This is a genomic window from Enterobacter sp. CPE_E1241 (assembly GCF_045618265.1).
Taxonomy (GTDB): domain Bacteria; phylum Pseudomonadota; class Gammaproteobacteria; order Enterobacterales; family Enterobacteriaceae; genus Enterobacter; species Enterobacter adelaidei.
This window is the reverse complement of record NZ_JBIWYV010000001.1, coordinates 547,792-572,099: the sequence shown is the minus strand read 5'-3', so window position 1 is coordinate 572,099 and position 24,308 is coordinate 547,792. Positions and strand designations below refer to the sequence as shown.

27 protein-coding genes are annotated in these 24,308 nt (G+C 53.9%); 11 read left to right on the top strand and 16 right to left on the bottom strand.

Annotation, left to right across the window (positions count from 1 at the left end; all coding sequences use genetic code 11):
• Nucleotides 1-2 precede the first annotated feature (2 nt).
• Together ACJ9Y9_RS02740 and ACJ9Y9_RS02735 are read left to right on the top strand one after the other, a co-directional pair.
• Complete coding sequence (locus ACJ9Y9_RS02740; RefSeq protein ID WP_028016465.1) at nt 3-827, top strand: AraC family transcriptional regulator; 825 nt, start codon at nt 3-5, stop codon at nt 825-827.
• 75 nt (nt 828-902) lie between these two features.
• A complete protein-coding gene (locus tag ACJ9Y9_RS02735) occupies nt 903-1,868 on the top strand; it encodes a DMT family transporter (protein WP_028016464.1) in 966 nt (321 codons plus the stop codon).
• Here the strand turns inward: ACJ9Y9_RS02735 and ACJ9Y9_RS02730 are convergent.
• Nucleotides 1,865-3,514: a methyl-accepting chemotaxis protein gene (locus tag ACJ9Y9_RS02730; protein ID WP_028016463.1), complete on the bottom strand. Its 1,650-nt coding sequence runs from the start codon at nt 3,512-3,514 to the stop codon at nt 1,865-1,867. The two genes, ACJ9Y9_RS02735 and ACJ9Y9_RS02730, sit on opposite strands and share 4 nt — an antisense overlap.
• Nucleotides 3,515-3,756: 242 nt before the next feature.
• Here ACJ9Y9_RS02730 and ytfE point away from each other — a divergent pair, with 242 nt between their 5' ends.
• On the top strand, nt 3,757-4,419 hold the full coding sequence (gene ytfE, locus ACJ9Y9_RS02725) for an iron-sulfur cluster repair protein YtfE (RefSeq protein WP_028016462.1): 663 nt from the start codon (nt 3,757-3,759) through the stop codon (nt 4,417-4,419).
• A 95-nt stretch (nt 4,420-4,514) separates the two neighbouring features.
• Here ytfE and cycA read toward each other — a convergent pair whose 3' ends face one another.
• On the bottom strand, nt 4,515-5,924 hold the full coding sequence (gene cycA / locus ACJ9Y9_RS02720; RefSeq protein ID WP_049005168.1) for a D-serine/D-alanine/glycine transporter: 1,410 nt from the start codon (nt 5,922-5,924) through the stop codon (nt 4,515-4,517).
• A gap of 312 nt (nt 5,925-6,236) precedes the next feature.
• Nucleotides 6,237-6,857: an FKBP-type peptidyl-prolyl cis-trans isomerase gene (gene fklB, locus ACJ9Y9_RS02715; RefSeq protein WP_028016460.1), complete on the bottom strand. Its 621-nt coding sequence runs from the start codon at nt 6,855-6,857 to the stop codon at nt 6,237-6,239.
• 233 nt (nt 6,858-7,090) lie between these two features.
• On the opposite strand from fklB, the gene ACJ9Y9_RS02710 reads away from it, so the two are divergent.
• Nucleotides 7,091-7,729 (top strand): OapA family protein, encoded by a 639-nt coding sequence (locus ACJ9Y9_RS02710; RefSeq protein ID WP_032666753.1) that lies wholly within the window; start codon nt 7,091-7,093, stop codon nt 7,727-7,729.
• A 68-nt stretch (nt 7,730-7,797) separates the two neighbouring features.
• On the opposite strand, the gene rplI is transcribed toward ACJ9Y9_RS02710, so the two are convergent.
• Genes rplI through rpsF form a run of 4 tightly spaced genes read right to left on the bottom strand, consistent with a single transcriptional unit; the run spans nt 7,798 to nt 9,237 of the window.
• On the bottom strand, nt 7,798-8,247 hold the full coding sequence (rplI, locus tag ACJ9Y9_RS02705; protein ID WP_028016458.1) for a 50S ribosomal protein L9: 450 nt from the start codon (nt 8,245-8,247) through the stop codon (nt 7,798-7,800).
• 41 nt (nt 8,248-8,288) lie between these two features.
• Nucleotides 8,289-8,516 carry a 30S ribosomal protein S18 gene (gene rpsR, locus ACJ9Y9_RS02700; RefSeq protein ID WP_000135199.1) on the bottom strand — a complete coding sequence of 76 codons (228 nt, stop codon included), beginning with the start codon at nt 8,514-8,516 and terminating at the stop codon, nt 8,289-8,291.
• A 4-nt stretch (nt 8,517-8,520) separates the two neighbouring features.
• Nucleotides 8,521-8,835: a primosomal replication protein N gene (priB, locus tag ACJ9Y9_RS02695; RefSeq protein ID WP_008502895.1), complete on the bottom strand. Its 315-nt coding sequence runs from the start codon at nt 8,833-8,835 to the stop codon at nt 8,521-8,523.
• A 6-nt stretch (nt 8,836-8,841) separates the two neighbouring features.
• Nucleotides 8,842-9,237: a 30S ribosomal protein S6 gene (gene rpsF / locus ACJ9Y9_RS02690; protein WP_014830397.1), complete on the bottom strand. Its 396-nt coding sequence runs from the start codon at nt 9,235-9,237 to the stop codon at nt 8,842-8,844.
• 345 nt (nt 9,238-9,582) lie between these two features.
• Here rpsF and yjfY point away from each other — a divergent pair, with 345 nt between their 5' ends.
• Entirely contained in the window at nt 9,583-9,858 is a 276-nt protein-coding gene (yjfY, locus tag ACJ9Y9_RS02685) for a DUF1471 family protein YjfY (protein WP_028016457.1), read from the top strand.
• Between the two features lie 142 nt (nt 9,859-10,000).
• On the opposite strand, the gene ACJ9Y9_RS02680 is transcribed toward yjfY, so the two are convergent.
• From ACJ9Y9_RS02680 to ulaA, 6 genes are read right to left on the bottom strand one after another with little or no spacing between them, the layout of a single operon-like run.
• The gene (locus ACJ9Y9_RS02680; protein ID WP_028016456.1) at nt 10,001-10,687 is read right to left on the bottom strand and encodes an L-ribulose-5-phosphate 4-epimerase; all 687 of its coding nucleotides are present in this window, start codon (nt 10,685-10,687) and stop codon (nt 10,001-10,003) included.
• Complete coding sequence (locus ACJ9Y9_RS02675; protein ID WP_028016455.1) at nt 10,680-11,540, bottom strand: L-ribulose-5-phosphate 3-epimerase; 861 nt, start codon at nt 11,538-11,540, stop codon at nt 10,680-10,682. The genes ACJ9Y9_RS02680 and ACJ9Y9_RS02675 overlap by 8 nt, the downstream gene beginning before the upstream one ends.
• 9 nt (nt 11,541-11,549) lie before the next feature.
• Nucleotides 11,550-12,200, bottom strand: coding sequence for a 3-keto-L-gulonate-6-phosphate decarboxylase UlaD (ulaD, locus tag ACJ9Y9_RS02670; protein ID WP_023345304.1), 651 nt, complete (start codon nt 12,198-12,200; stop codon nt 11,550-11,552).
• Nucleotides 12,201-12,212: 12 nt separating this feature from the next.
• On the bottom strand, nt 12,213-12,680 hold the full coding sequence (gene ulaC, locus ACJ9Y9_RS02665) for a PTS ascorbate transporter subunit IIA (protein WP_028016454.1): 468 nt from the start codon (nt 12,678-12,680) through the stop codon (nt 12,213-12,215).
• Nucleotides 12,681-12,689: 9 nt separating this feature from the next.
• A complete protein-coding gene (gene ulaB / locus ACJ9Y9_RS02660) occupies nt 12,690-12,995 on the bottom strand; it encodes a PTS ascorbate transporter subunit IIB (protein ID WP_003856022.1) in 306 nt (101 codons plus the stop codon).
• Between the two features lie 12 nt (nt 12,996-13,007).
• Nucleotides 13,008-14,408, bottom strand: a complete 1,401-nt coding sequence (ulaA, locus tag ACJ9Y9_RS02655) for a PTS ascorbate transporter subunit IIC (RefSeq protein WP_028016453.1) — start codon at nt 14,406-14,408, stop codon at nt 13,008-13,010.
• A 358-nt stretch (nt 14,409-14,766) separates the two neighbouring features.
• Between ulaA and ulaG the strand changes: the two genes are divergently transcribed.
• Together ulaG and ulaR are read left to right on the top strand one after the other, a co-directional pair.
• On the top strand, nt 14,767-15,831 hold the full coding sequence (gene ulaG, locus ACJ9Y9_RS02650) for an L-ascorbate 6-phosphate lactonase (protein WP_028016452.1): 1,065 nt from the start codon (nt 14,767-14,769) through the stop codon (nt 15,829-15,831).
• A gap of 109 nt (nt 15,832-15,940) precedes the next feature.
• Nucleotides 15,941-16,696, top strand: coding sequence for an HTH-type transcriptional regulator UlaR (gene ulaR / locus ACJ9Y9_RS02645; RefSeq protein WP_407226055.1), 756 nt, complete (start codon nt 15,941-15,943; stop codon nt 16,694-16,696).
• Here the strand turns inward: ulaR and yjfP are convergent.
• The gene (gene yjfP, locus ACJ9Y9_RS02640; RefSeq protein WP_028016450.1) at nt 16,693-17,415 is read right to left on the bottom strand and encodes an esterase; all 723 of its coding nucleotides are present in this window, start codon (nt 17,413-17,415) and stop codon (nt 16,693-16,695) included. The two genes, ulaR and yjfP, sit on opposite strands and share 4 nt — an antisense overlap.
• Before the next feature lie 137 nt (nt 17,416-17,552).
• Here yjfP and bsmA point away from each other — a divergent pair, with 137 nt between their 5' ends.
• From bsmA to ACJ9Y9_RS02625, 3 genes are all read left to right on the top strand, one after another.
• Nucleotides 17,553-17,882 (top strand): biofilm peroxide resistance protein BsmA, encoded by a 330-nt coding sequence (gene bsmA / locus ACJ9Y9_RS02635; RefSeq protein WP_028016449.1) that lies wholly within the window; start codon nt 17,553-17,555, stop codon nt 17,880-17,882.
• Nucleotides 17,883-18,018: 136 nt separating this feature from the next.
• Complete coding sequence (yjfN, locus tag ACJ9Y9_RS02630) at nt 18,019-18,306, top strand: DUF1471 family protease activator YjfN (protein ID WP_032666749.1); 288 nt, start codon at nt 18,019-18,021, stop codon at nt 18,304-18,306.
• 170 nt (nt 18,307-18,476) lie between these two features.
• The gene (locus tag ACJ9Y9_RS02625) at nt 18,477-20,408 is read left to right on the top strand and encodes a methyl-accepting chemotaxis protein (RefSeq protein WP_028016447.1); all 1,932 of its coding nucleotides are present in this window, start codon (nt 18,477-18,479) and stop codon (nt 20,406-20,408) included.
• Here the strand turns inward: ACJ9Y9_RS02625 and ACJ9Y9_RS02620 are convergent.
• Nucleotides 20,405-22,027: an isovaleryl-CoA dehydrogenase gene (locus tag ACJ9Y9_RS02620; RefSeq protein ID WP_028016446.1), complete on the bottom strand. Its 1,623-nt coding sequence runs from the start codon at nt 22,025-22,027 to the stop codon at nt 20,405-20,407. The two genes, ACJ9Y9_RS02625 and ACJ9Y9_RS02620, sit on opposite strands and share 4 nt — an antisense overlap.
• Before the next feature lie 201 nt (nt 22,028-22,228).
• On the opposite strand from ACJ9Y9_RS02620, the gene ACJ9Y9_RS02615 reads away from it, so the two are divergent.
• On the top strand, nt 22,229-23,503 hold the full coding sequence (locus ACJ9Y9_RS02615) for an MFS transporter (RefSeq protein WP_028016445.1): 1,275 nt from the start codon (nt 22,229-22,231) through the stop codon (nt 23,501-23,503).
• A 41-nt stretch (nt 23,504-23,544) separates the two neighbouring features.
• Here the strand turns inward: ACJ9Y9_RS02615 and rlmB are convergent, their stop codons facing one another.
• Complete coding sequence (rlmB, locus tag ACJ9Y9_RS02610; protein WP_028016444.1) at nt 23,545-24,276, bottom strand: 23S rRNA (guanosine(2251)-2'-O)-methyltransferase RlmB; 732 nt, start codon at nt 24,274-24,276, stop codon at nt 23,545-23,547.
• Between the last annotated feature and the right edge of the window lie 32 nt (nt 24,277-24,308).

The window sequence follows — 24,308 nt, the reverse complement described above, 5'->3', positions numbered from 1 at the left end:
ACGTGCAAGGCGTACCGGAACAGTTTATTGATGAGAGAGACAGTGCGCGCTTTCGCCATCTGGCGGAACTGCCGGGCCTTGAACTTTATCACGCGCATATTTCTGAATACGCCTTTGAGCCTCACACCCACGAAGCCTTTGGCATCGGCACCATCGAGACCGGTGCGGAACGCTTTCGCTATCGCGGTACCCAACACCTCGCGTCTGAAAAATCCGTCGTCACCATGAATCCGGACGAGATCCACACCGGCGAGTCCGCCACCGAAGGTGGCTGGCGTTACCGGATGGTCTATATCGACCCCGATCTGCTGGAAGAGGTGACAGGCCTTCGTCACTGGTGGTTTAGCGATGTCACCCGGTATGACCCGCTACGCTCACAGCAAATCGGCAGGCTCATCTATGGTCTGTGGCATACGGACGACCCGCTGGCTCAAAAAGGGCTTTTGTTGGATCTCATTGACACTTTCCAGCCGCTCGCCCATCACGCGCCGCTGATCCGCGAAGGCGCACACCGCTTCGAACGGGTACGCGAATATCTGCACGATAACTATATGCACGCCCTGACGCTGGATGAACTGGCCAACGTTGTCTCGCTGAGCCCGTACCATTTTCTGCGCCAGTTCAAAGCCCATTTTCACGTTACCCCGCATCAGATGTTGATGGCCATCCGCCTGTGGCGGGCCAAAGCGTTCCTCACGCACGGTATGCCTGCAGCCGAAGTCGCCGCCGCAACCGGGCTGACCGATCAGTCACATTTAACCCGCGCGTTTACCCGCCGCTACGGCATTACCCCCGTGCGCTACCAGAAGCAGGTCACCCGACGTTAAAGCGCAATCTCATACAATACGCGCCCCTTTGCCCCTCCTACACTGAGTACAGAGAAAATACCTGTGGATGGAAAAATGATTAGTGGTGTGTTGTATGCCCTGCTGGCAGGGATGATGTGGGGGTTAATCTTTGTCGGCCCGCTGATCGTGCCCGAATATCCGGCAATACTGCAGTCGACCGGACGTTACCTGGCGCTGGGGCTGATTGCCCTGCCCCTGGCGTGGCTGGGACGTGCGCGCTTGCGTCAGCTCAGCCGTCAGGACTGGGGTACCGCGCTGGCGCTGACCATGATGGGCAATCTTATCTATTACGTTTGCCTCGCGAGCGCCATTCAGCGTACCGGGGCGCCAGTGTCTACCATGATTATCGGCACGCTGCCGGTCGTTATCCCCGTCTTTGCTAACCTGCTCTATAGCCAGCGCGATGGCAAACTGGCGTGGTCAAAAATGGTGCCAGCGCTGGGATGCACCGCCGTGGGGCTGGTATGCGTCAATATTGCCGAGCTGCGTCATGGGCAGGTGAATGTTGACCTGTGGCGGTACGGTTCTGGCATTATGCTGGCGTTCATTTCCGTGGCGTGCTGGGCATGGTATGCCCTGCGAAATGCACGCTGGCTGCGGGAGAACCCGGACAAGCATCCGATGATGTGGGCAACGGCGCAGGCGCTGGTGACGCTGCCCGTCTCACTGGTGGGATATGCCGGGGCGTGCATCTGGTTAGGCCATCAACAGCCAGACTTCACCCAGCCCTTCGGGCCAAGGCCGTGGGTGTTTATTGGCCTGATGGTTGCGATTGCGGTGCTGTGCTCATGGGTGGGCGCGCTGTGCTGGAATATTGCCAGCCAGAAGCTGCCGACGGTGATCTTAGGGCCGCTGATTGTTTTCGAAACCCTGGCCGGGCTGCTTTACACCTTCCTGATGCGCCAGAGCGTGCCGCCGTTATTCACGGCCTGCGGGATCGCGCTGCTGGTCATCGGGGTGGTGATGGCGGTAAGAGCGAAGCCGGAAAAACCGATGGTTGTTCCGGCGTCGGAGAGTTAGAACGTTTCCCAGTTGGCCTCAGACGCAGCCGCTACGGGCTGCGCCTTTGGTGCATAGGTTTTCACCGGAGCCGCTTTGACCGTCTGGTTGCGGATAATTTTAAATACCGCCACCGCTTCGTTCAGGCGAGCTGCCTGATCTTCCAGCGCTGCTGCCGCTGCCGCAGACTCCTCCACCAGCGAGGCGTTCTGCTGAGTGACGCGATCCATCTCTGCCACGGCCTGGCCAACCTGATCAATACCACGGCTCTGTTCGTCAGACGCAGAGGCAATTTCGCCCATGATGTCGGTGACGCGAGTGACTGCATTGACAATTTCCGCCATCGTCGCGCCCGCTTCATTCACCAGCTGAGAACCTGCATTCACGCGCTCACCGGAATCATCGATCAGCGCTTTGATCTCTTTCGCGGCCTGGGCGCTGCGCTGTGCCAGGGTACGCACTTCACCGGCTACCACCGCAAAACCACGTCCCTGCTCGCCTGCACGGGCAGCTTCCACCGCCGCGTTCAGCGCCAGAATATTCGTCTGGAAGGCAATTCCGTCGATCACGTTAGTAATTTGCGCAATTTTGCTGGAACTGGTAGCAATTTCATCCATGGTGCGTACCACTCCTTCCACCACATGACCGCCCTTCTTCGCGGTTGAAGAAGCATCCAGTGCCAGACGAGAAGCCTGACGCGCGTTATCGGCGTTCTGTTTCACGGTTGCCGTCAGCTGTTCCATGCTGGCTGCCGTTTCTTCCAGAGAAGCGGCCTGCTGCTCGGTACGGGAAGAGAGATCGTTACTGCCCGCAGAGATTTCGCCCGCCCCGGTGTAAATAGTATCAGCGCCTTGACGCACGACACCCACGGTATTCGCCAGTGAGGCTTGCATCTCCTGGACGTTGTGCGCAAGGATCGCCATCTCGTTCTTACCGTCAGCCTGAATCGGCTGGGTTAAATCGCCTGCCGCAATGGCGCGGATATGGCTGATAATCTCTTCCAGCGGCAGCAACAGCACGCGGCGCATGGCGATCCAGCTGGAGATAATGACCACAATGACCAGCAGCATCACCGCAGAAAGGATCCACAAGATGCGTTTGTAGTCACTTTCATTATCCCTGATGCCTTTATCACTGAGCGCGGCCTGCGCTTCACGCCATTCACGATAAACCGTCTGCATCGCGTTTTGTTTTTGCTCGGCATTCTGCTTGAACATATCTTCCAGATTACCCTGGCTCAGCAACACGTTCATTTGTGCCAGCGTCGCAGAATAATTGCGGTACTGCTCCTCCAGGCGATTCGTCAGGTTCTCATCCAGACCAGGAGTATTCGGCAAGGCATTGTATTTATCATAATGAACCTGTGCTTCAGTCAGCAGATTTTTAGCCGTCGTCACCAGCTCATTCAGCTGACCACCGTTAATTTGAGAGGCCATGCTGCTTTGCAGGCGCAACATCCCACGGTTCAGGGTGACGCGGGCCTGGTTCAGACTGATCCACGCATCGGTGAATTCCGCCACATTCTTGCTGGAAAGCTGCGACACGGTGAAGTTGTCTTTATCGTTGTTCAGCGCGTTGATAAAGATACCAGCGGAGATCAGTTGCATAATGCCGAGTACAAGCAGCACCGAAATCAGAAGGGTAATAACTTTTATACGTTTAAACATGCGTTGCCTTTTATATGCAGGTTTGTTTGACGTGGATATATCGGCAGGCGCGGCGGGTTGTTTACTGTTTCTACGCCTTTAAAAACTTTCTAAACCACTTTCTTAAGTCCATTCAGGGAGTTAATAAGAGCGATTTTTTGTGATCCGAATCTCATTTTCCCCCTTCCCTCTAAAGGGTTATAGCGCTTGCTTAAAGATGCATTTAATATGCATCTTATATTATTGATAACGAGGTAACTGCTATGGCCTATCGCGACCAACCCCTCGGCGAGCTGGCGCTCTCCATCCCTCGCGCTTCTGCGCTGTTTCGTAAATACGACATGGATTACTGCTGTGGCGGTAAGCAAACCCTGGCGCGTGCAGCCTCGCGCAAAGAGCTGGATGTTGAGGTGATTGAAGCAGAGCTGGCGCTGCTGGCCGAGCAGCCCGTCGACAAAGACTGGCGAACTGCCCCGCTCGCTGAAATCATCGACCATATCATCGTACGATACCATGACCGTCACCGTGAACAGCTGCCGGAACTGATCCTGCAGGCAACCAAAGTCGAGCGCGTACATGCCGACAAACCTTCCGTACCGCGCGGCCTGGCAAAATACCTGACTATGCTGCACGAAGAACTTTCCAGCCACATGATGAAAGAAGAGCAGATCCTCTTCCCGATGATCAAACAGGGAATGGGCAGTCAGGCAATGGGGCCTATCAGCGTGATGGAAAGCGAACACGATGAAGCAGGTGAACTGCTGGAAGTGATCAAACACACTACCGGCAACGTTACACCGCCGCCAGAAGCCTGTACCACCTGGAAAGCGATGTACAACGGCATTAACGAAACGATCGACGACCTGATGGAACACATCAGTCTTGAGAATAACGTTCTGTTCCCACGTGCATTATCCGGGGAATAAAAAAGCCGCTGCGGCCTGATGCCCTCACCCCGGCCCTCTCCCACCGGGAGAGGGTGCAAAAACTAAAAACGGCAACTGACGTTGCCGTTTTGCTTTTACCTTATGCCCGCCATACGTTTCTTACCGATAAACACCCAACCCAGCCCCAGCGCAATAAACCACAGCGGCGTGACGATCAGTGCCTGACGGGTATCGTCTTCCAGCGTCAGCAGAACCAGCACGAAGACGAAGAACGCCATGCACACCCAGCACATCAACTTGCCAAGTGGCATCTTGTAGATCGATTTTTCATGCAGGTGTGGACGCTGCTTACGGTACACCAGGTATGAACAGAGGATGATGGTCCAGACGAACATAAACAGGATCGCAGAGACCGTGGTAATCATGGTGAACGCGCCAATCACGCTTGGGTTCACGTAGAGCATCACCACACCACCCAGCAGGCACATGCAGGAGAAGGTCAGCCCTTTTGCCGGTACCGCACGCTTAGACAACTTGGCAAACGCGCTCGGCGCCACGCCCTCCTGCGCCAGACCAAACAGCATACGGCTGGTGGAGAATACGCCGCTGTTGGCAGAAGAGGCCGCAGAGGTCAGCACCACGAAGTTAATCAGGCTCGCTGCCGCTGGCAGACCCACCAGGACGAACAGCTCAACGAACGGGCTCTTGGTTGGCACGACAGAGCTCCACGGCGTCACGGACATAATGATGACCAGCGCGAAAACGTAGAACATGATGATACGAACCGGAATGGAGTTAATGGCGCGCGGAAGAGATTTCTCAGGATCTTTGGTCTCTGCAGCCGTGGTCCCCACCAGTTCAATGCCCACGAAAGCAAATACCGCAATCTGGAAGCCCGCAAAGAAGCCGCTAATGCCTTTCGGGAACCAACCACCATCATTCCACAGATGAGTAAACGAGGCCTGAACGCCCGTTGGCGACTGGAAGTGCGTGAGAACCATCACCAGCCCCACCACGATGAGCCCTACGATGGCCACGATTTTGATCATCGCGAACCAGAATTCCATCTCACCGAACATTTTAACGGTGGCGAGGTTAAGGCTCAGCAGCAGAACAATGACCGCCAGCGAAGCCACCCAGTCAGAAAGGCCGGGGAACCAGAACTGCGCGTAAGCCGTAATCGCTACAACATCCGCCATACCGGTGACGACCCAGCAGAACCAGTAGGTCCAGCCAGTGAAATAGCCCGCCCATGGCCCGAGGAGGTCAGAAGCAAAGTCGCTGAAGGATTTGTATTCGAGATTCGAGAGCAGCAATTCACCCATTGCACGCATCACGAAGAAAAGCATAAAACCGATAATCATATAAACGAATATGATCGACGGCCCGGCAAGACTGATAGTTTTGCCTGACCCCATAAACAGCCCGGTACCAATGGCTCCTCCAATGGCAATGAGCTGAATATGACGGTTTGTGAGATTGCGCCGTAGCGACTGTTCAGACGGCGCCTCTTCGTCGGCGACGACTTTGACCTGATCTACCATGTGATATTTTCCTGTTTATGCCTGTCTGTGTTGTTAAGGCTCTTCTGGCCTTTAAATACGTCAAAAAATGACGATCCCTTTGTAAGGGCTTATCGATATTAGGTAAGAATCGGCGGGATGAATACTATGATTTAGATATTATGTTAATAATATGTTGAAAGTGAGTGTCATATCACTCATACAGCGCGAAACAGCTCACAAAAATACACGCAACAGTTTCGTTTGCAAGATAAAATATTGATTACATCGTAACTATAGGTTTTAACACTATTTTCCCCTCCCCAACCGGGGAGAGGAAATAAGAAAAGTCGATTACAGAATTTCCAGCAGCTCGACTTCAAAGACCAGCGTGCTGAATGGCGGGATGGATGCACCAGCACCACGCTCGCCGTAAGCCAGGTTGTGCGGAATAGTCAGTTCCCATTTGGATCCGACTGGCATCAGGGTCAACGCTTCGATCCAGCCCGCGATAACACCATTCACCGGGAATTCAGCCGGTTCGCCACGCGCAACAGAACTGTCGAACACAGTACCGTCGATCAGTTTACCGGTGTAATGCACACGAACGTGGTCAGTGCGAGCCGGGATTGCACCATCGCCCTGGTTGATCACGCGGAACTGCAGGCCTGACTCCGTGCTGTTCACACCTTCACGCTCGCGGTTCTCTTCCAGGAATTTAACACCTTCTGCTGCCATCTCTTCGAAACGTGCGCGACGTACAGCGTCAGCACGTTCGTGGATTTCACGCAGCGCACGGTGCACAACATCAACCGGAACGGCAGGCTGTTTGCCTTCCAGCGCATCAGCGATACCCGCCACCAGCGCTTCAGGTAACAGACCTTCCAGGCCGGATTCGCTCAGCTGCTGTCCTACCTGCAAGCCGATACCGTAACTTGCCTGCGCTTCGATAGTGTCAAAAGTCGGGGTGGTCATGGGATTTCCTTCCATCACATTTAAAGTAGCGGGCAGCATATCAGCCATGCCCTTATGGGTAAAACTTTGTCTGAAGTTAAGGTGACAAACCGCGACGAAACAGAAACAATAGAGATAACCAGGATTAATCCCGAACTGATGTCACGGATGTCGGGTTTGCTACGTCGTTCAGGCAGTTAGCAAACTATACTTCGGAGCACAGGATAAAAAATACGCGGAGCAGGAGGAGAGCCATGCCCGGGCGATTTGAACTGAAACCTACCCTGGCGAAAATCTGGCAGGCGCCGGACAATTTTCGCATCATGGACCCGCTGCCTCCCCTGCATCGCAGAGGGATCATCATCGGCGCGCTGATGGTGATCGTGGGCTTCCTGCTTCCTTCCGGCGGCGATGATGTCAATACCGCGCCCGTCACCCGCAATGCACAGCTGGACATTCAGTCGCAGACGCGGCCTCAGCCTGATGCACAACCCATGCAGACGCAGCTGGTCACGCCGTCTAACGATCCGGGTCAGGTCGCGCCAGTTGAGCCAGAACCTGTCCAGGATGAACAGCCGCAGGAACAGGCCGCTGCTGAGCCACAGACGCAGCAGCCCACCGGTATCCAGCAGCAGTGGCGCTCTTATCGCGTAGAGCCAGGCAAAACCCTGGCGCAGCTGTTCCGCGACCATAACCTGCCGCCAACGGATGTGTATGCCATGGCGCAGGTGGAGGGTTCAGGTAAGCCGCTCAGCAACCTGCAAAATGGTCAGATGGTGCAGATTCGTCAGAATGCCAGCGGTGTGGTCACCGGGCTAACGATTGATACGGGAAATGGTCAGCAGGTGCTGTTTACCCGTCAGCCAGATGGCAGTTTTATCAGGGCACGTTAAGAACCCGGTTCTTTAAAAAGCAAAACGCCGGCACAAGGCCGGCGTCTCGACGTGAGCAGAGTAAAAAATTACTCAGCTACAACGTTAACAACCAGTTTAGCGAACACTTCGCTGTGAACCTGGAAGTCAACTTCGTGCTCACCAGTGGTACGCAGAACGCCGTTCGGCAGACGAACTTCGCTCTTAGCCACTTTAACGCCTGCTGCAGAAACTGCATCAGCGATATCGCGGGTACCGATGGAACCGAACAGTTTACCTTCGTCGCCAGATTTGGAAGCGATGGTAACGGTGCCCAGTGCGTTGATTGACTCAGCGCGAGCGTTAGCAGCCGCCAGAACGTCAGCCAGTTTGGCTTCCAGTTCAGCGCGACGTGCTTCGAAAAACTCTACGTTTTTCTTGGTAGCTGGAACAGCTTTACCCTGTGGAACCAGGAAGTTACGAGCGTAGCCCGCTTTAACGTTTACCTGATCACCCAGGCTGCCCAGGTTTGCTACTTTATCAAGCAGAATAACTTGCATTACCTTATCCTCTTAAAGTCGTATTAATGGACCGTGCCCGATTACTGATGACGATCAGTGTACGGCAGCAGGGACAGGTAGCGAGCGCGTTTGATAGCGCGAGCCAGCTGACGCTGGTATTTTGCACGAGTACCGGTGATACGGCTTGGGACAATCTTACCGCTTTCGGTGATGTAGTTTTTCAGCGTTGCGATATCTTTATAGTCGATCTCTTGAACGCCTTCCGCGGTGAAACGGCAGAACTTGCGACGACGGAAATAACGTGCCATATGGCTAGTCTCCAGAATCTATCAAATCAATCTGCTCGGCATGCAGAACCATTTTGCTCAGACCGTTCTTTGCCTTGTGGCAAGAGATGAACCCCTGAACGATTACTGCACTACCGACCGTTAAACTGTGAGTAATGGCCTGGTTTTCGTGTCCGCTAATAATAACGGGCATTTGGCACCATGCCTGCCGGTGAAACCCGGCTTCCTCTTGCACAGAACGATGCTCAAGCACGAACTGGCAATGCGGAATTCCTGATGGACTGACCTTTCGAAGGGGAGCCCTGCATACGATGCCGGACAACGCCAGACGGTTGGTCATCAGAAATTACTCTTCAGAATCCCCAGCATCAGAATCATCTGCGGTTTCGTTTGCGAAATCATCGCGACGCTCGCGGCGCTCGTCTTTCGCTTTAACCATCGGAGATGCTTCGGTAACTGCGTGTTTAGTACGCATAACCATGCTGCGGATAACGGCATCGTTGAAGCGGAAGTTAGTTTCCAGCTCATCGATCACTTCCTGCGGCGCTTCAACGTTCAGCAGAACGTAGTGAGCTTTGTGCAGTTTGTTGATCGGGTAAGCCAGCTGACGGCGGCCCCAGTCTTCCAGACGGTGGATCGTGCCCGCTGCTGCAGTGATTGCACCAGTGTAGCGCTCGATCATACCCGGAACCTGTTCGCTCTGGTCAGGATGGACCATAAAAACGATTTCGTAATGACGCATCGAATTGCTCCTTACGGATTATTCAGCCTCCTGTCTGGGTCAGCCGAGGCCCGGGGAGGCAAGGAACGTGTTAAAGGTCGGCTGAAAAATTGACGCGTCATAATACTTGCACACCCCTGGAAACTCAAGCTGATTGCACAAATAATTCGCACAAAGCGCAAAGCTGGTCTAAGTGGATGATTTAAAATTACTCACATCCGAAAGCGTTGTTTTTTTGAACAACAGCATCAGAAATGGTCACGCTTTCCCGCCGAATGAGTGATTACACTTTAATCAGAGGTCATCTGAATTAAAGAAGGAGTATCACACCACTCTCTCACAGCACGCAGTCGTGGAGCGCATATCATGAAAAAAATCGTATTAGCCATAATGGCTGCGCTTTTGCTCAGTGCAAACGCGATGGCAGCCATCAAAATAGACAGCCGACAGGCCAGAAACATGGATGATGTGCAAAGCTTGGGCGTAATCTACATCAATCATAATTTCGCCACTGAAAGTGAAGCAGATCAGGCTCTTAACAAAGAAACCGATGCTCAGGGTGCTACATACTATCACGTCATTCTGATGCGTGAACCCGGTAGCAACGGCAACATGCACGCCAGTGCAGATATATACAGATAACGTTTTAACGCTAGCACCAGGAAGCCCAACAACGAGAACATAGCCATAGTTTAACTTGCCCCCAGCCCGGGGGCTTTTTTTTTATGAATGGCTCTGAAATACCACCGGTTACAACTGTTTTTTGGTATTCCAGAGCACTTATTCACTTTTGCCCGTAATATGCGTTTGGGCCGTGCTTACGCTTGAAGTGCTTGTCCATCAGGTAATCATCAATGCCCTGAAGCTGTGGGTTAATGTCGCGGGCAATCCACGCCATTCGTGCCACCTCCTCCATGACCACCGCATTATGGACAGCGTCGTGGGCATCTTTACCCCACGAGAACGGACCGTGCTGGTACACCACAATGCCCGGTGTATGCAGCGGCTCACTGTCTCCCAAGGTCTCAATAATCACCTTACCGGTGTTGAGTTCGTACTCACCTTCCACTTCATCCTGCGTAAGTGCCCGTGTACAGGGGATGTCGCCAAAGAAGTAATCTGCATGCGTAGTTCCCAGAGCGGGTATTGCCAGACCCGCCTGTGCCCAGGCCGTAGCATGCGTTGAGTGCGTATGCACAACACCACCCAGTGAAGGATAACGCCGGTAAAGCGCCAGGTGAGTGGCCGTATCGGAAGAAGGTCGCCATTTGCCATCGACAACATTTCCTTCGAGATCCACGAGCACCATATCGTCCACTTTCATGGTTTCATACGCCACACCGCTCGGCTTAATCGCGATCACCCCTCGATCGCGATCGATAGCACTGACGTTACCCCAGGTGAAGGTCACCAGGCCGTAACGCGGCAGATCCATATTGGCCTCAAAGACCTGCTGTTTGAGCTTAAGCATGTTCAGCCTCCAGCATACCCGCACGCGCCATTCGCTCACGCACCCAGTCGCGCGCTTTCGCCACTTCCGCGGCCGGGTCATCCGACGTTTCACTCCACATCTCAATCAGGTAAGGCCCGCAATACCCTGTCTGCTTGAGCGTCTGGAAGCACCGTTCGAAATCCACCACCCCGGTGCCGAACGGAACATTTTTGAACACACCAGGCCGCGTATCTTTGACGTGAACCGCCACGATATGACCTATACCTGCCTGCAGTTCCATCTGCACGTCATTATCCCATGCCGACAAGTTGCCAATATCAGGATAGAGCTGGAACCACGGATTATTCAGATAGTGCGCGTAGCCCAGCGCTTTGCTGATTGAGTTCATTAACGGATAATCCATGATCTCCATCGCCAGCGTCACCTGCGCACGGCTTGCCATCTCGACGCTCTCTTTCAGGCCGTCACGGAAACGACGGCGCGTTTCATCGTTGGCTTCCTGATAGTAAACGTCATAACCCGCCAGTTGGATCACCCGGATGCCGACGTCCTGAGCAAAGCGAATCGCTTTCCGCATGATCTCCAGACCCTGAGCACGCACGGCATCATCTTCACTCCCAAGCGGGAACCGCCGATGGGCACTGAGACACATGGAGGGCACGCGCACACCCGTTTCAGCGATAGCGCCCACCAGCGCCAGGCGTTGTTCACGGCTCCAGTCGAGGCGAGAGAGGCGATCGTCTGTCTCATCCACTGACATTTCGACAAAATCGAAACCCAGCTCTTTTGCCAACCGTAACCGCGCCAGCCAGCACTCCCCCGCGGGGAGTGCCTTTTCATAGATGCCAAGCGGGACTTGTTTTGACAACATACCCGCTCCTTAGCCCCAAAGCTGAGCGATGGAGCGTTTGAACTGACGCGCCGCTTCTACCGGGGAGGCAGCATCGCGGATGCTACGACCCGCAATGAAGACGTGAATTGGAATACCCTTGAATAACGGCAGATCTTCCAGCGCCAGGCCGCCCGTAACGGTCACTTTAAAGCCCATATCAGCCAGACGTTTAATCGCACTGATATCTGCGTCACCCCACGCCACGCCTGCAGCCTGTGCATCACGGCTACGGTGGTAAACCACCTGCTGAATGCCCGCGTCACGCCACTCCTGCGCCTGCTCCCAGGTCCAGAAGCCGGTCAGTTCAATCTGCACGTCGCCGTTAAACTCTTTTGCCACGTCCAGCGCGCCTTTGGCGGTGTTGATATCCGCACAGCAGATCACGGTGACCCAGTCGGCGTTGGCTTCAAAACACATACGAGAGAGAATTTTGCCTGCGTCCGCAATCTTGGCATCCGCCAGCACGATTTTGTGCGGATAGAGCGCCTTCAGGTCGCGAACGGCACGGACACCTTCGCCCACGCACAAAATGGTTCCAACTTCGATGATGTCCACTTCTTCTGCAATCAGACGGGTCGTTTCGTAAGCGTGGGACAGCGTCTGGTTATCCAGCGCAACCTGCAACATTGGTAATGACATGTTCAATTCCTCTTAAACTGCCGCCGCAGTGGCGATATCAATTAAATCCAGCACTTCCTGCTCGGTGCGGCAGGCACGTAAACGGTCGAAATTGGCCTCGTCATCAAACAGATTCACGATCTGCATGATGCCCACCTCCTGGTGGGTATTGGCATCAACAGCGGCCATGGTGATAAGAATGTCTACCGGGTCGTTATCTTCATGGTTAAACACCAACGGCGTTTTCAGCGTCACCAGGGCAAAGCCGGTTTTCTTCACCCCCTCTTCCGGCCGGCCATGCGGCATGGCCAGGCCCGGTGCAATGACAAAGTAAGGGCCGTGCTGAGCAACGCCATCCAGAATGGCCTGGTAATAACGTGGCTCGACAACATCAGCTTTAACCAGTAAATCCACGCTCAGCTTCACCGCTTCCTGCCAGGTGCTGGCCTCAGCCTGTAAAAGAATGGAATTATTCTCTGCCAGAGAATCACGTAGTTTCATGTGGCGTCCTTACTTCACGTCTTGTGGGAAATGTTCTTTGATCACTTCCAACAGCTTTGGTCCGAAATCCGCAGGTGAAAGCATGTTGCGTACACCCACGACATATTTATTGCCTGACACACTAATTTCGCCGGCGATGTGGGTAGAGGCGATGATGATGTCCGCGCCGTTCAGCTCACTTTTGTATTCACCCACTGCGCAGCTGTTCACCGTGTGATCGATGTTTGACTGGGTTAAAAACTGGTCCACTTTCATCTTCATGATCATGGAGCTACCTTGCCCATTGCCACACACAGCCAGGATACGTACGGTCATAATCGAAACTCCTTAATGAGCAGACACTTCTGCTGTTTGTTTTTCCGCATCTTCTTCAGCGCGCAGAGCGCGGCCCGCGAAGAACATATAAGCCAGAGCAATCAGAATGATGACGGCCATAAAGACCAGTCCGACGGATGCAAAGCCCTGCATCATTGGTGGCGCCAGAATTGACCAGTCCGCCATGCCCATCCAGGCGCTCATGCCGGTGAGCTTGACCGCCCACACACAACCGAAAATTTCCACCATGCCCATCACCAGGCAGATCTTGAGCGCCGCGCGCCAGCCGCCAAAGTGGTTTGCAAAGACGCCGATGGTGGCGTTGGAGAAGAACATAGGGATAAAACCAGGGATAATCAGGATTGAGGAGCCGCAGCCTACCAGGATGCCCACCGCAATCAGCTGGCCGATAGTGCCCCACATAAAGCCCCAGACCACCGCGTTCGGTGCGAAGCTGTAGATAGCCGCACAGTCAATCGCCAGTACTGCGCCAGGAATCAGGCGCTGGGAAATCCCGTTGAAGGCTTCAGACAGCTCGGCAACGAACATACGCACGCCCTGAGTGATGATGAAAATTGCCACTGCGAAGGAGAAGCCGGTCTGCAGGATATAGACCGTCCAGTGGGTTTTCCCTGCCATCGCCTGCACTACATCAATGCCGAAGGAGAGCAGAATGGCGCCGAAGAAGAGGGTCATCACAATCGCCGTAGAAACGATGTTGTCGTGGAAGATATTCAGCCAGCCAGGCAGCTTGAGGTCTTCAACGCTCTCTTCTTTTTTACCCAGGTACGGTGCAACTTTGTAAGCAATCCAGGAGGCAAACTGCTGCTGATGGCCGATGGAAAAACCGCAACCATCAGTCACTTCCTGTGTTGGCTTGTACATCATGTTGGAGGTGATACCCCAGTAGAGCGATACCAGCACTGCGGTGCAGATAATCGTGGTCCACATTGGGTAGCCGAAAATATAGAGAGAAACCGCAATGAGCCCCGCCTGCTGGAACATGATGTGTCCCGTCAGCATGATGGTGCGAATGCCTGTAATGCGGCGCAGAAGAACATAAATAATGTTCAGCGCCAGCGCGAGCAGCACCGCATAACCGACCCAACTATAGGCATCACCCATGCGATCGATAGTGGCCATCATTGATGCATATGTGTCAGAGATCGCACCATTGATGCCATACACTTCCGACATTTTGGCCACGACAGGCTTAAACGTGCTGGTCAGAATGCCTGACCCTGCCTGCAACAGCATGAAACCAATGATGGTCTTAATCGTGCCTTTAATAATAACGCTGACGCTCTTGCGCAGCAGGATATAGCCCAGGCACGTCACGATACCCAGCAGCAGCGGGGCGTTAGTCATTACCTGATTAAAGAACACGGTAAAGACGTTGTAGAGGATCTCCATAACTCTCTCCAGAAATGAGAACACGAGGGGCAATCCCTGTGTGGTTGGTGCCATCACTCTAGTAATCACAAATAATCACCACAAGATTGAATTTGATTATTTGTGACGTATCACGCAAATTATTTCCATGCTGTGAGTAATGATTTTCACCGCCCTCTGAGATAAATAATTTAATCTTTATAATTCATGCAATTAATCATTAATAAGAGATAGTCTAACAAGGTAAAAGCGGATAATCCGTGAAGTCGAACAGATAAAATTCCTCATTTTTACCGTTGCAAAGTACGTCAAATGGTGCCAGCATTAATCACAACAAATCACATTGTGATTACTTTTGATTAAAACCAGGAGTCAAACGATGAGTAAAGTAAACACCATCACCCGCGAATCATGGATTCTGAGCACCTTTCCGGAATGGGGTAGCTGGCTGAACGAAGAGATCGAGCAGGAACGGGTTGCTCCCGGTACCTTTGCAATGTGGTGGCTGGGTTGTACCGGTATCTGGTTGAAATCAGAGGGTGGTGCGAACATTTGCGTCGATTTCTGGTGCGGTACGGGCAAACAGAGCCACGGCAACCCGTTGATGAAAAAAGGCCATCAGATGCAGCGTATGGCGGGTGTGGAAAAACTGCAGCCAAACCTGCGTACGACACCTTTTGTGCTTGATCCATTTGCTATTCGGCAGATCGATGCTGTTCTCTCAACGCACGATCACAACGACCATATCGACGTAAATGTAGCGGCAGCGGTCATGCAAAACTGTGCCGATGACGTCCCGTTTATCGGACCGCAGACCTGCGTGGATCTCTGGATTGGCTGGGGTGTACCGAAAGAGCGCTGCATTGTCATGAAGCCGGGCGATGTGGTGAAAATTAAAGACATTGAAATCCACGCGCTTGATGCCTTTGACCGTACCGCATTGATTACTCTGCCTGCCGATCAGAAAGCCGCTGGGGTACTACCAGATGGCATGGACGAGCGCGCGGTTAACTATCTGTTTAAAACCCCTGGCGGCTCTCTGTACCACAGCGGTGACTCTCACTACTCCAACTACTATGCGAAGCACGGTAATGAACATCAGATTGACGTGGCGCTGGGCTCCTACGGCGAGAACCCACGAGGCATCACTGACAAGATGACCAGCGCTGATATGCTGCGCATGGCGGAAGCATTGAACACCAAAGTGGTGATCCCGTTCCACCATGATATCTGGTCCAATTTCCAGGCCGACCCACAGGAAATCCGCGTACTGTGGGAGATGAAAAAAGATCGTCTGAAATATGGCTTCAAGCCATTCATCTGGCAGGTTGGAGGCAAGTTCACCTGGCCACTGGACAAAGACAATCTCGAGTATCACTACCCGCGTGGCTTTGATGATTGCTTCACCATCGAACCCGACCTGCCGTTCAAGTCCTTCCTCTGATTGTGAAGCCAAATCGCCAGACTTCTGTCTGGCGATTCCATAATTATTTTAGTAATTTCATGCTATTTCAAATATCATCTTTTCAAATCAATTCTTATCGGAATAGCTCATGACGGAAGCGCAACGGCATCAAATTCTCCTGGAACTCCTGGCGCAAACAGGTTTCATCACCGTCGAGAAAGTCATCGAGCATTTAGGGATTTCCCCGGCGACAGCACGGCGGGATATCAACAAGCTGGATGAGAGCGGGAAACTGAAAAAAGTCCGCAACGGCGCAGAAGCGATCAGCCAACAACGCCCACGCTGGACGCCAATGAACATTCATCAGGCACAAAATCATGATGAAAAAGTGCGTATTGCCAGAGCCGCATCGCAGCTGGTGAATCCCGGCGAGAGCGTGGTCATCAACTGCGGCTCCACGGCGTTTCTTCTGGGCCGGGAGATGTGCGGAAAACCGGTACAAATCATCACCAACTACTTACCGCTCGCCAACTATCTCATCGACCAGGAGCATGAGAGCGTGGTGATCATGGGCGGGCAGTACAACAAAAGCCAGTCCATCACCCTTAGCCCTCAGGACAGCGAAAACAGTCTCTATGCCGGGCACTGGATGTTTACCAGCGGCAAAGGCCTGACGGCAGATGGCCTGTATAAAACCGATATGCTGACCGCGATGGCGGAGCAAAACATGCTTAACGTTGTGGGCAAGATCGTTGTGCTGGTCGACAGCAGCAAAGTGGGCGAGCGCGCAGGGATGTTATTCAGCCGCGCCGAACAGATCGACATGGTGATCACCGGCAAAGGGGCCAACCCAGAGATCCTCCAGAAACTGGAGGATCAGGGCGTCAAAGTCCTGCGCGTTTAAAAATGCTGGCGGAAGAATGCCACCGTGGCGTCCAGTGCCGTGGGCGTGATGCGGTGGCGGACGCCCGCTTCCCACAGGCAGGTCAGGTTGCTATCCAGTCCCTCGCGCTGCAACGACTGTTGAAGACGGAAGGTTCCATCGGGTGGGACCACATCATCCGCGTCACCATGCCACAGCAACAGGGGACGATCGGCCAGACGCGGCAATGCCCGGGTCACTTCCCACTCTGCCAGCGTCGCGGTCATTTCCGTTAAATCCTGAGGGGGAAAAAGCGTCTTCGCCAGTGAGGTAAAATAGCCCGAGCCCATCAGGCAGGCGACGGATTTCACCTCTGGGTGATGCGTCATAATCCCCAGCGCCGTCATGCCCCCCATTGACGCCCCGGCCACGGCCAGACGATCATCAGCCACCAGCCCTGCCTCATAGAGCGCATCACGCAACCCGGCAAACTCGGTCAGACTGCCGTGCAGAATGTGCCAGAACTGTCCAAGCCGCGCCTGTTCATTACCCGTAAAGCGTGCGCCGTGGTCAGGTGCATCCGGCATTACCACTCGAAAGCCGGCCTGAGCCAGCGCCACCGCAAAATAACTGTAAACCAGCTTCGAAGACGTAAACCCATGATAAAAAACGATAACAGGCAGCGGCACATCACGTTTTCCCGCTGGTATCGCGTGTAAAATTTCATGGCCGCCGAGATGGCGTATTTCAATTTCAATCATTGTCGACCCTGTCCGAATGTATGATTCATAATGTTGAGAACTGGGTTACGCTTTCACGTCATTTTCATTCGAAATATACGTCCCAGATAACACTTCGGGAACATTCCCCCAAAACTAAATTCACAGACAACTACACTATGGCTATCAGGAAACGAGATATGGTTATGCGCAGGTTTGCTGCTTTATTGCTGGTGTCTCTGCTCAGTGGCTGTAACGCACTGCAGGGAACGCCGCAGCCCGCTCCGCCGGTCGCCGATCATCCACAGGAGATTCGTCGTAATCAGACGGAAGGATTACAGCGAATGGGCACGGTCTCCGCGCTGGTTCGCGGCTCTCCGGATGACGCTGAAGAGGCAATAAAAGCACAAGCCGTCGCCGCCAAAGCAGATTATTACGTCATCATTATGATCGATGAAACCATCATAACGGGACAGTGGTACTCACAGGCAATTTTGTACCATAAGTAATGGTCTTCCTTTGAACGACATTTACACTGCTTTGCGTCCATAGACATTTTCCTGTCCACAATAAACTCCATGCCCGCGACAATGGAAGTGAGTTTATTTGCGAAGGATTGCCCGGCGGATACCGGAAATATGTGAAATGGAGCTGACGATGAAACGAACTCTTGCTTTGACCTCTCTGTTGCTCTCAGCTGGCCTTGTGAGCACAACCGCACAGTCAGCAGAATTCGCCAGTGCTGATTGTGTAACGGGTCTGAATGAAATAGGCCAGATCTCCGTGAATAATATTTCAGGGAGCCCGCAAGACGTTGAACGTGTAGTTGCATTGAAGGCCGATGAGCAGGGCGCTTCCTGGTATCGAATCATCCAGATGCAGGAAGATAACCATGTTGATCATTGGCGCGTACAGGCCATTCTTTATGTTTAACCCCTCCCAATAAAAGCCACTTACTTTTAGTGGCTTTTCGTTTTTGCAAATTTTTCCCCTCGCAACAAACATATTAAAAACAATTAAATAACACTTTGTTACATTAAAGGGATAAACGTCATCCCCGCTCTGCCGTTGAAGAACCATACCTTTTCAATGATGAGCAATTTATGATCAATTTTTTTCGCCGTGCAGGACTTGGTACGAAGCTGTCACTGCTTACGGGTGTCAGTGTCGCCATACTGTTTTTGCTTTTCACTTTTCTGCTCAGCCAAAAAGCCAGCCAGCAGCTTGAAGAGCTTGCGGTCGAGGATCTGCATAACCAGTCCACTGGCATGGTCGATATGGTGCAGATGTTTAACACCAGCCTGAGTGAAGAGGTCGAGAGTTATACCCGCCTGTTTTCCACCTTTTTACCGCAGCCTCTGAATATTGATCGTTCCCAACCCCAGACGATAAACGGGCTTAGCGTTCCGCTTCTGAAAGGCGGAGAAACCGGGCTGCATGAAAATAACACCCTTTCGGACGAGTTCCTGAATCGTACGGGAGCCATTTCGACGCTGTTTGTACGCAGTGGTAACGATTTTATTCGTGTAGCCACTTCCCTGCGCAAAGAGAATGGCGAGCGTGCAATGGGTACTGTTCTGGATGTCTCCAGCCCGGCCTTCGCTGCCGTAAGCAAAGGCGAAGTCTACCGTGGACTGGCGCTGCTGTTTGGCAAGCGTTACATCACCCAGTACCAGCCCGTTAAAAACGCCGAAGGACAGATCATTGCGATCGTCTTTGTCGGCGTGGACATCACCCGCTCCTGGAACGTCATGCGCGAGAAAATCCTCAACCGCCGTCTGGGTGAGAGCGGCCACTTCTTTGTGCTGGATCGCAGCAACGGCAAAACGCGCGGCCAGTATCTGTTCCATTCCAGCGAGGAGGGTCAGTTACCGAAATGGGACAGTGCAACACAACAGCAGCTGCTGAGTGACAAACCCGGCACACTGGAACGCATCACTGAAGATGGCAGCACGGTGAAAATGGCCTATACCCCGCTGCCAGGCTGGAACTGGACCATCGTCGGCGAAGTGGATAAATCCGTACTGCTCTCAAGCGTGACCACTCTGCGTGACCGTTTCCTGCTGGCTGGTGTGGTGTTGTCTGTACTCTTCGCGGGCCTCTTTGTGATGATTATTCGTCGGATGCTTACCCAACCGCTGAGAAATGTGATTCATCTGGCTCGTCAGTATGCTGCGGGCGATCTGCGTTCCAGCCTTCCCGTAACGCGCCAGGACGAGGTTGGTCAGTTGGTTGATGCCATCAATGGTATCGGTGGCGGACTGCAAAAAATGGTTCTGCAAGTTCGCGAAGCAGCAGGTGAAATCCATATGGGGACAAACGCCCTGGCCTCCGATACCGGCGAGATTTCAGAGCAGATCAACAAACAGGCCAGCAGCGTGGAAGAGACCTCCGCCAGCATGGAGCAACTGGCCGCAACCGTACAGCAAAACGCGGCCAATATGGAGCAAACACAGCAGTTGGTAAGTGAAACCTCGCTCGCGGTACATCAGGGTGGCGAGACGGTAACCCATGCGGTTGCCACCATGGATGACATCCGGGAAGCGTCAAAACGCATCGAAGACATCACGCGCGTGATTGAGTCAATCGCTTTCCAGACCAATATCCTGGCGCTCAATGCGGCAGTAGAGGCGGCTCGTGCTGGTGAACACGGAAAAGGTTTTGCGGTGGTCGCGCAGGAAGTTCGCGCTCTGGCTGGACGTAGCGCTAACGCAGTGAAGGAGATTGAACAGCTGATTGGCGATACGCTCAGGAAAGTCAGTGAAGGACACGCGCTGTCCGAACAGACGCGTCTGGCGATGGACTCCATCATTCTTCATATTGATAACATCAGCCAGCTGGTCATGGAGATTAACCACGCGTCACGCGAGCAATCCGCAGGAATCGGTCAGGTTAATCTTGCTATGACCCATATTGGCGAAGCATCACACATCAACGCCGATCGCGTCTCACGCAGCGAACAAACGGCACAAACGCTGCGTGAGAAAGGTTCACACCTCACCCAACTGGTGAGCTTGTTCCAGCTGAAAAACTAGCCAACCCTGCCGGTGGCACGCAGCAGCAGGTCACTTTGCACCTGCTCGTTCATCAGCGTCCCACCGCGGGTATCAAGCATCATGCGGCACCACGCCTGCGCCACGGGTGGCGATGCGTGCCGCAGCATTTGGCTCCCGGCACCCAGTAAGAAAAGCTGGTGCGCGATCTCCCGCCCCTGTGCCTCCTGAGGTTTACGCAGTTTTTGCTGTAGTTGCCGCCAGCTACGATCGAAGTGTCTGTCCTGCCCTTTCACCTGCGCAAAATCGTCGGCCAGCAGGTCGAAGACAGCGGGCTGCTTAGTTAGTACGCGCAACACATCCAGGCACATAATATTGCCCGATCCTTCCCAGATGCTGTTTACCGGCATCTCACGGTAGAGTCGTGGCAGTTCGCTCTCCTCGCAGTAGCCCATACCACCGAGGACTTCCATTGCTTCTGCCACAAAGGGGATTCCGGCTTTGCACACGCTAAATTTCGCCGCAGGGGTGAACAACCTAGCCCAGGCGGCTTCTTGCGGATCCGCGCGTTTATCCCACGCCCGCGCCAGACGAAATAACAGTGCAGTTTGCCCCTCCAGCACCAGGGCCATACGGCTCAGCACATCGCGCATCAAGGGTTGATCGATAAGGTTTTTCCCGAACGTCTGCCGCTGATGGGCGTGGTAAAGCGCCACAGATAACGCCCGGCGCATCAGCCCGTGGCTGCCTAGTGCGCAGTCAAAACGCGTCAGCCCGCCCATTCTCAGGATCTGCCGCACGCCTTCGCCCTCTTCCCCAAGCAGCCAGCCGGAGGCATCAAGAAACTCCACCTCGCTGCTGGCGTTGGATCGGTTACCGAGCTTGTCTTTCAGCCGCTCCAGACGCACGGCATTCCGTTGTCCGTCAGGCAAAAAACGGGGAACAAAAAAGCAGGAGAGTCCGCCTTTCGCCTGGGCCAGCACCATGTGCGCATCGCTTTGAGGCACCGAGAAAAACCATTTGTGTCCCACCAGCCGGTAGCTACCATCGCTGCATTTTTCTGCTTTGGTGGTGTTGCTGAGAACGTCGGATCCGCCCTGCTTTTCCGTCATCCCCATGCCGATCAGCAGACCACGCTTTTGCGATCCTGGAGCAAGATGAGGATCGTAGCGATCGCTGAGTAGCGGCGTCAGCCATTCATGAAATATTTTAGGGAGCGTCTGCTGTAGCAAGGGTGTCGCAGCAAAAGTCATGGTTATGGGACAAAGCGTGCCGGCTTCGACCTGCGCATGCAGAACAAACCGTGCGGCTCTGGCGACAAAAGAGCCCTTTCGCGCCTCCTCTTCCCACGCCAGGTTGTGTACACGGTTGGCACAGAGTCCTTGCATCAGCAAGTGCCATGCGGGATGAAAGCGGACATCATCCAGCCGCTCCCCGGTGGCATCATAGCGTAATAGCTCAGGTGGATTCACGTTCGCCAGCCTGCCCAGCTCCAGTGACTCAGCGGTGCCTAACTGCTGCCCGATGCTGGCGAGCAACTCACTATCCCACTCGGCACCCTCGCGGGAAACTGCGTCACGCAGGGCGCAGTCAGAGAGGAAAAGGTTACTGTTTGAGAGTGGAGCTGGTTGATTAAAAACGGTATGGGTCTGCCAGTGCATGCTGTCTCCCTCCTTCAGTGGCTCGGTGGCAATGAAGGTAAGTATGGACAGACCGCATACACGCTGCATGGGAGTGAAGTCACACAGTGGCGATCCTGCTGATATCATTCGTGAAATAGCTCACAGAACATAAGAATAAACTATTTCATCACTTCTCTTTTGTTGAATAATTTATTCTTACCCCCTTCAGTGAGGATCGTTATGCAACCGGATGCGCACAAGCGAGCATTAATTGCAGGCTCCATTGGTAACTTTATCGAGTGGTATGAGTTTGCGGTCTACGGTTTTCTGGCGACCGTTATTGCGAAAAACTTCTTCCAGCTTGAGGGGGAAGCGGGGCTAACCAGCCTGATCCTGACCTACGCCTCGTTTGCCATCGCTTTCTTTTTCCGTCCCCTGGGCGCGGTGGTGTTTGGCCGCATTGGCGACAGGATTGGCCGTAAGCCAACGCTAATCATTGTGCTGGTATTGATGACGCTCGCTACCGCCGCTATCGGCGTGGTGCCGGTCTACGCCAGCATCGGGATTGCCGCACCGCTCATTATTACACTGCTTCGCATCCTGCAGGGGCTGTTCGCGGGCGGCGAGTACGGTGGCGCGGTCTCGCTGATGACGGAGTTTGCCCCGCGCGGCAAGCGCGGCCTGTACGGCGCGTGGCAATCCTTCACCGTGGCGCTGGGATTACTGGCAGGCGCGGGTATTGTCGCGCTGCTCTCCGCCCTCCTCACCCCTGAAGCTTTGCATGACTGGGGCTGGCGCATTCCGTTCTTCCTGGCGCTGCCCATGGGCGTCGTCGCACTATGGCTTCGGGTAAGCATGGAAGAGACACCCAGCTTTGTGCAGCAGCAGGACAAACCGGTCACCGCTCGGGCGGATACCGCTGCGACCCTCAGAGCTATCATAATGGGGATTGGCAGGGTGATGGTCTGGTCAGCGGCGGGGTATACCTATCTGGTGATTATGCCAACCTACCTGCAGTCAGCGCTGCACACCGGCTTTAACCAGGCGTTATTAATAGCGGTGATTTCGAATATTGGTTTTGCACTCACCATCATTCCCTCTGGGATCCTGAGCGACCGGATCGGGCGTCGCACGGTGATGATTATCGCCACCACGCTGCTGCTGATCCTCGCCCTGCCACTCCTGAAAATCCTGCAGGCCGAATCCAGTACGCTGGCAGTGAAAGCGCTGGTGGTATTGATTGCAGGTGGTCTGGTGGGAATGCTGGCAGGGCCTGGCCCGGCGATGCTCTCTGAGATGTTCCCGACGCGTGTGCGCTATACCGGGCTTGGGTTGGCTTACTCCCTGTCGAACGCTATTTTTTCAGGCTGCGCAGGGTTGATTATTACCGGGCTGATTAAAGAGACGGGCAATCTGGATATTCCAGCGTACTACGTCATGACGACAGCAGTGGTGAGCATTGCGGCGCTGATGACGCTCAGGAAGGATGACCATTTGCGGTCGTTAGAGGAGTGAGGCTAATGCCCGGTGGCGTTGTGCTTACCGGGCACAAAAGGCTAGCCCCGCTGACGCACCGCTTCAAACAGGCAGATGCCCGTCGCAACAGAAACGTTCAGAGACGACACGCTGCCCGCCATCGGAATGCTGATGAGCTCATCGCAGTGCTCGCGCGTCAGACGACGCATACCTTCACCTTCGGCTCCCATCACCAGCGCCAGACGGCCAGTCATTTTGCTCTGATAGAGGGTATGATCGGCTTCACCGGCGGTACCGACAATCCAGATATTCTCTTCCTGCAGCAGACGCATGGTGCGCGCCAGGTTGGTAACACGGATCAACGGAACGTTCTCTGCCGCGCCGCAGGCCACTTTTTTGGCCGTGGCGTTCAGCTGTGCAGAGCGATCTTTTGGCACGATGACCGCGTGTACACCGGCAGCATCAGCACTACGCAGACATGCGCCGAGGTTGTGCGGATCGGTAACGCCATCGAGGATCAGGAAGAATGGGTTATCCAGCTCGGCAATCAGATCCGGCAGATCGTTTTCCTGATACTGACGACCCGGCTTCACGCGGGCAATGATCCCCTGGTGAACCGCGCCGTCACTTTTCTCATCCAGGAACTGGCGGTTTGCCAGTTGGATCACCACACCCTGTGCCTCCAGGGCGTGGATCAGCGGCATCAGACGCTTGTCTTCACGCCCTTTCAGAATGAACACTTCCTGAAAACGCTCCGGTGCGCGCTCCAGCAGGGCTTGCACCGCGTGGATGCCGTAAATCATTTCACTCATTGATGGTTCTCATTATGACGATACTTTTCCCT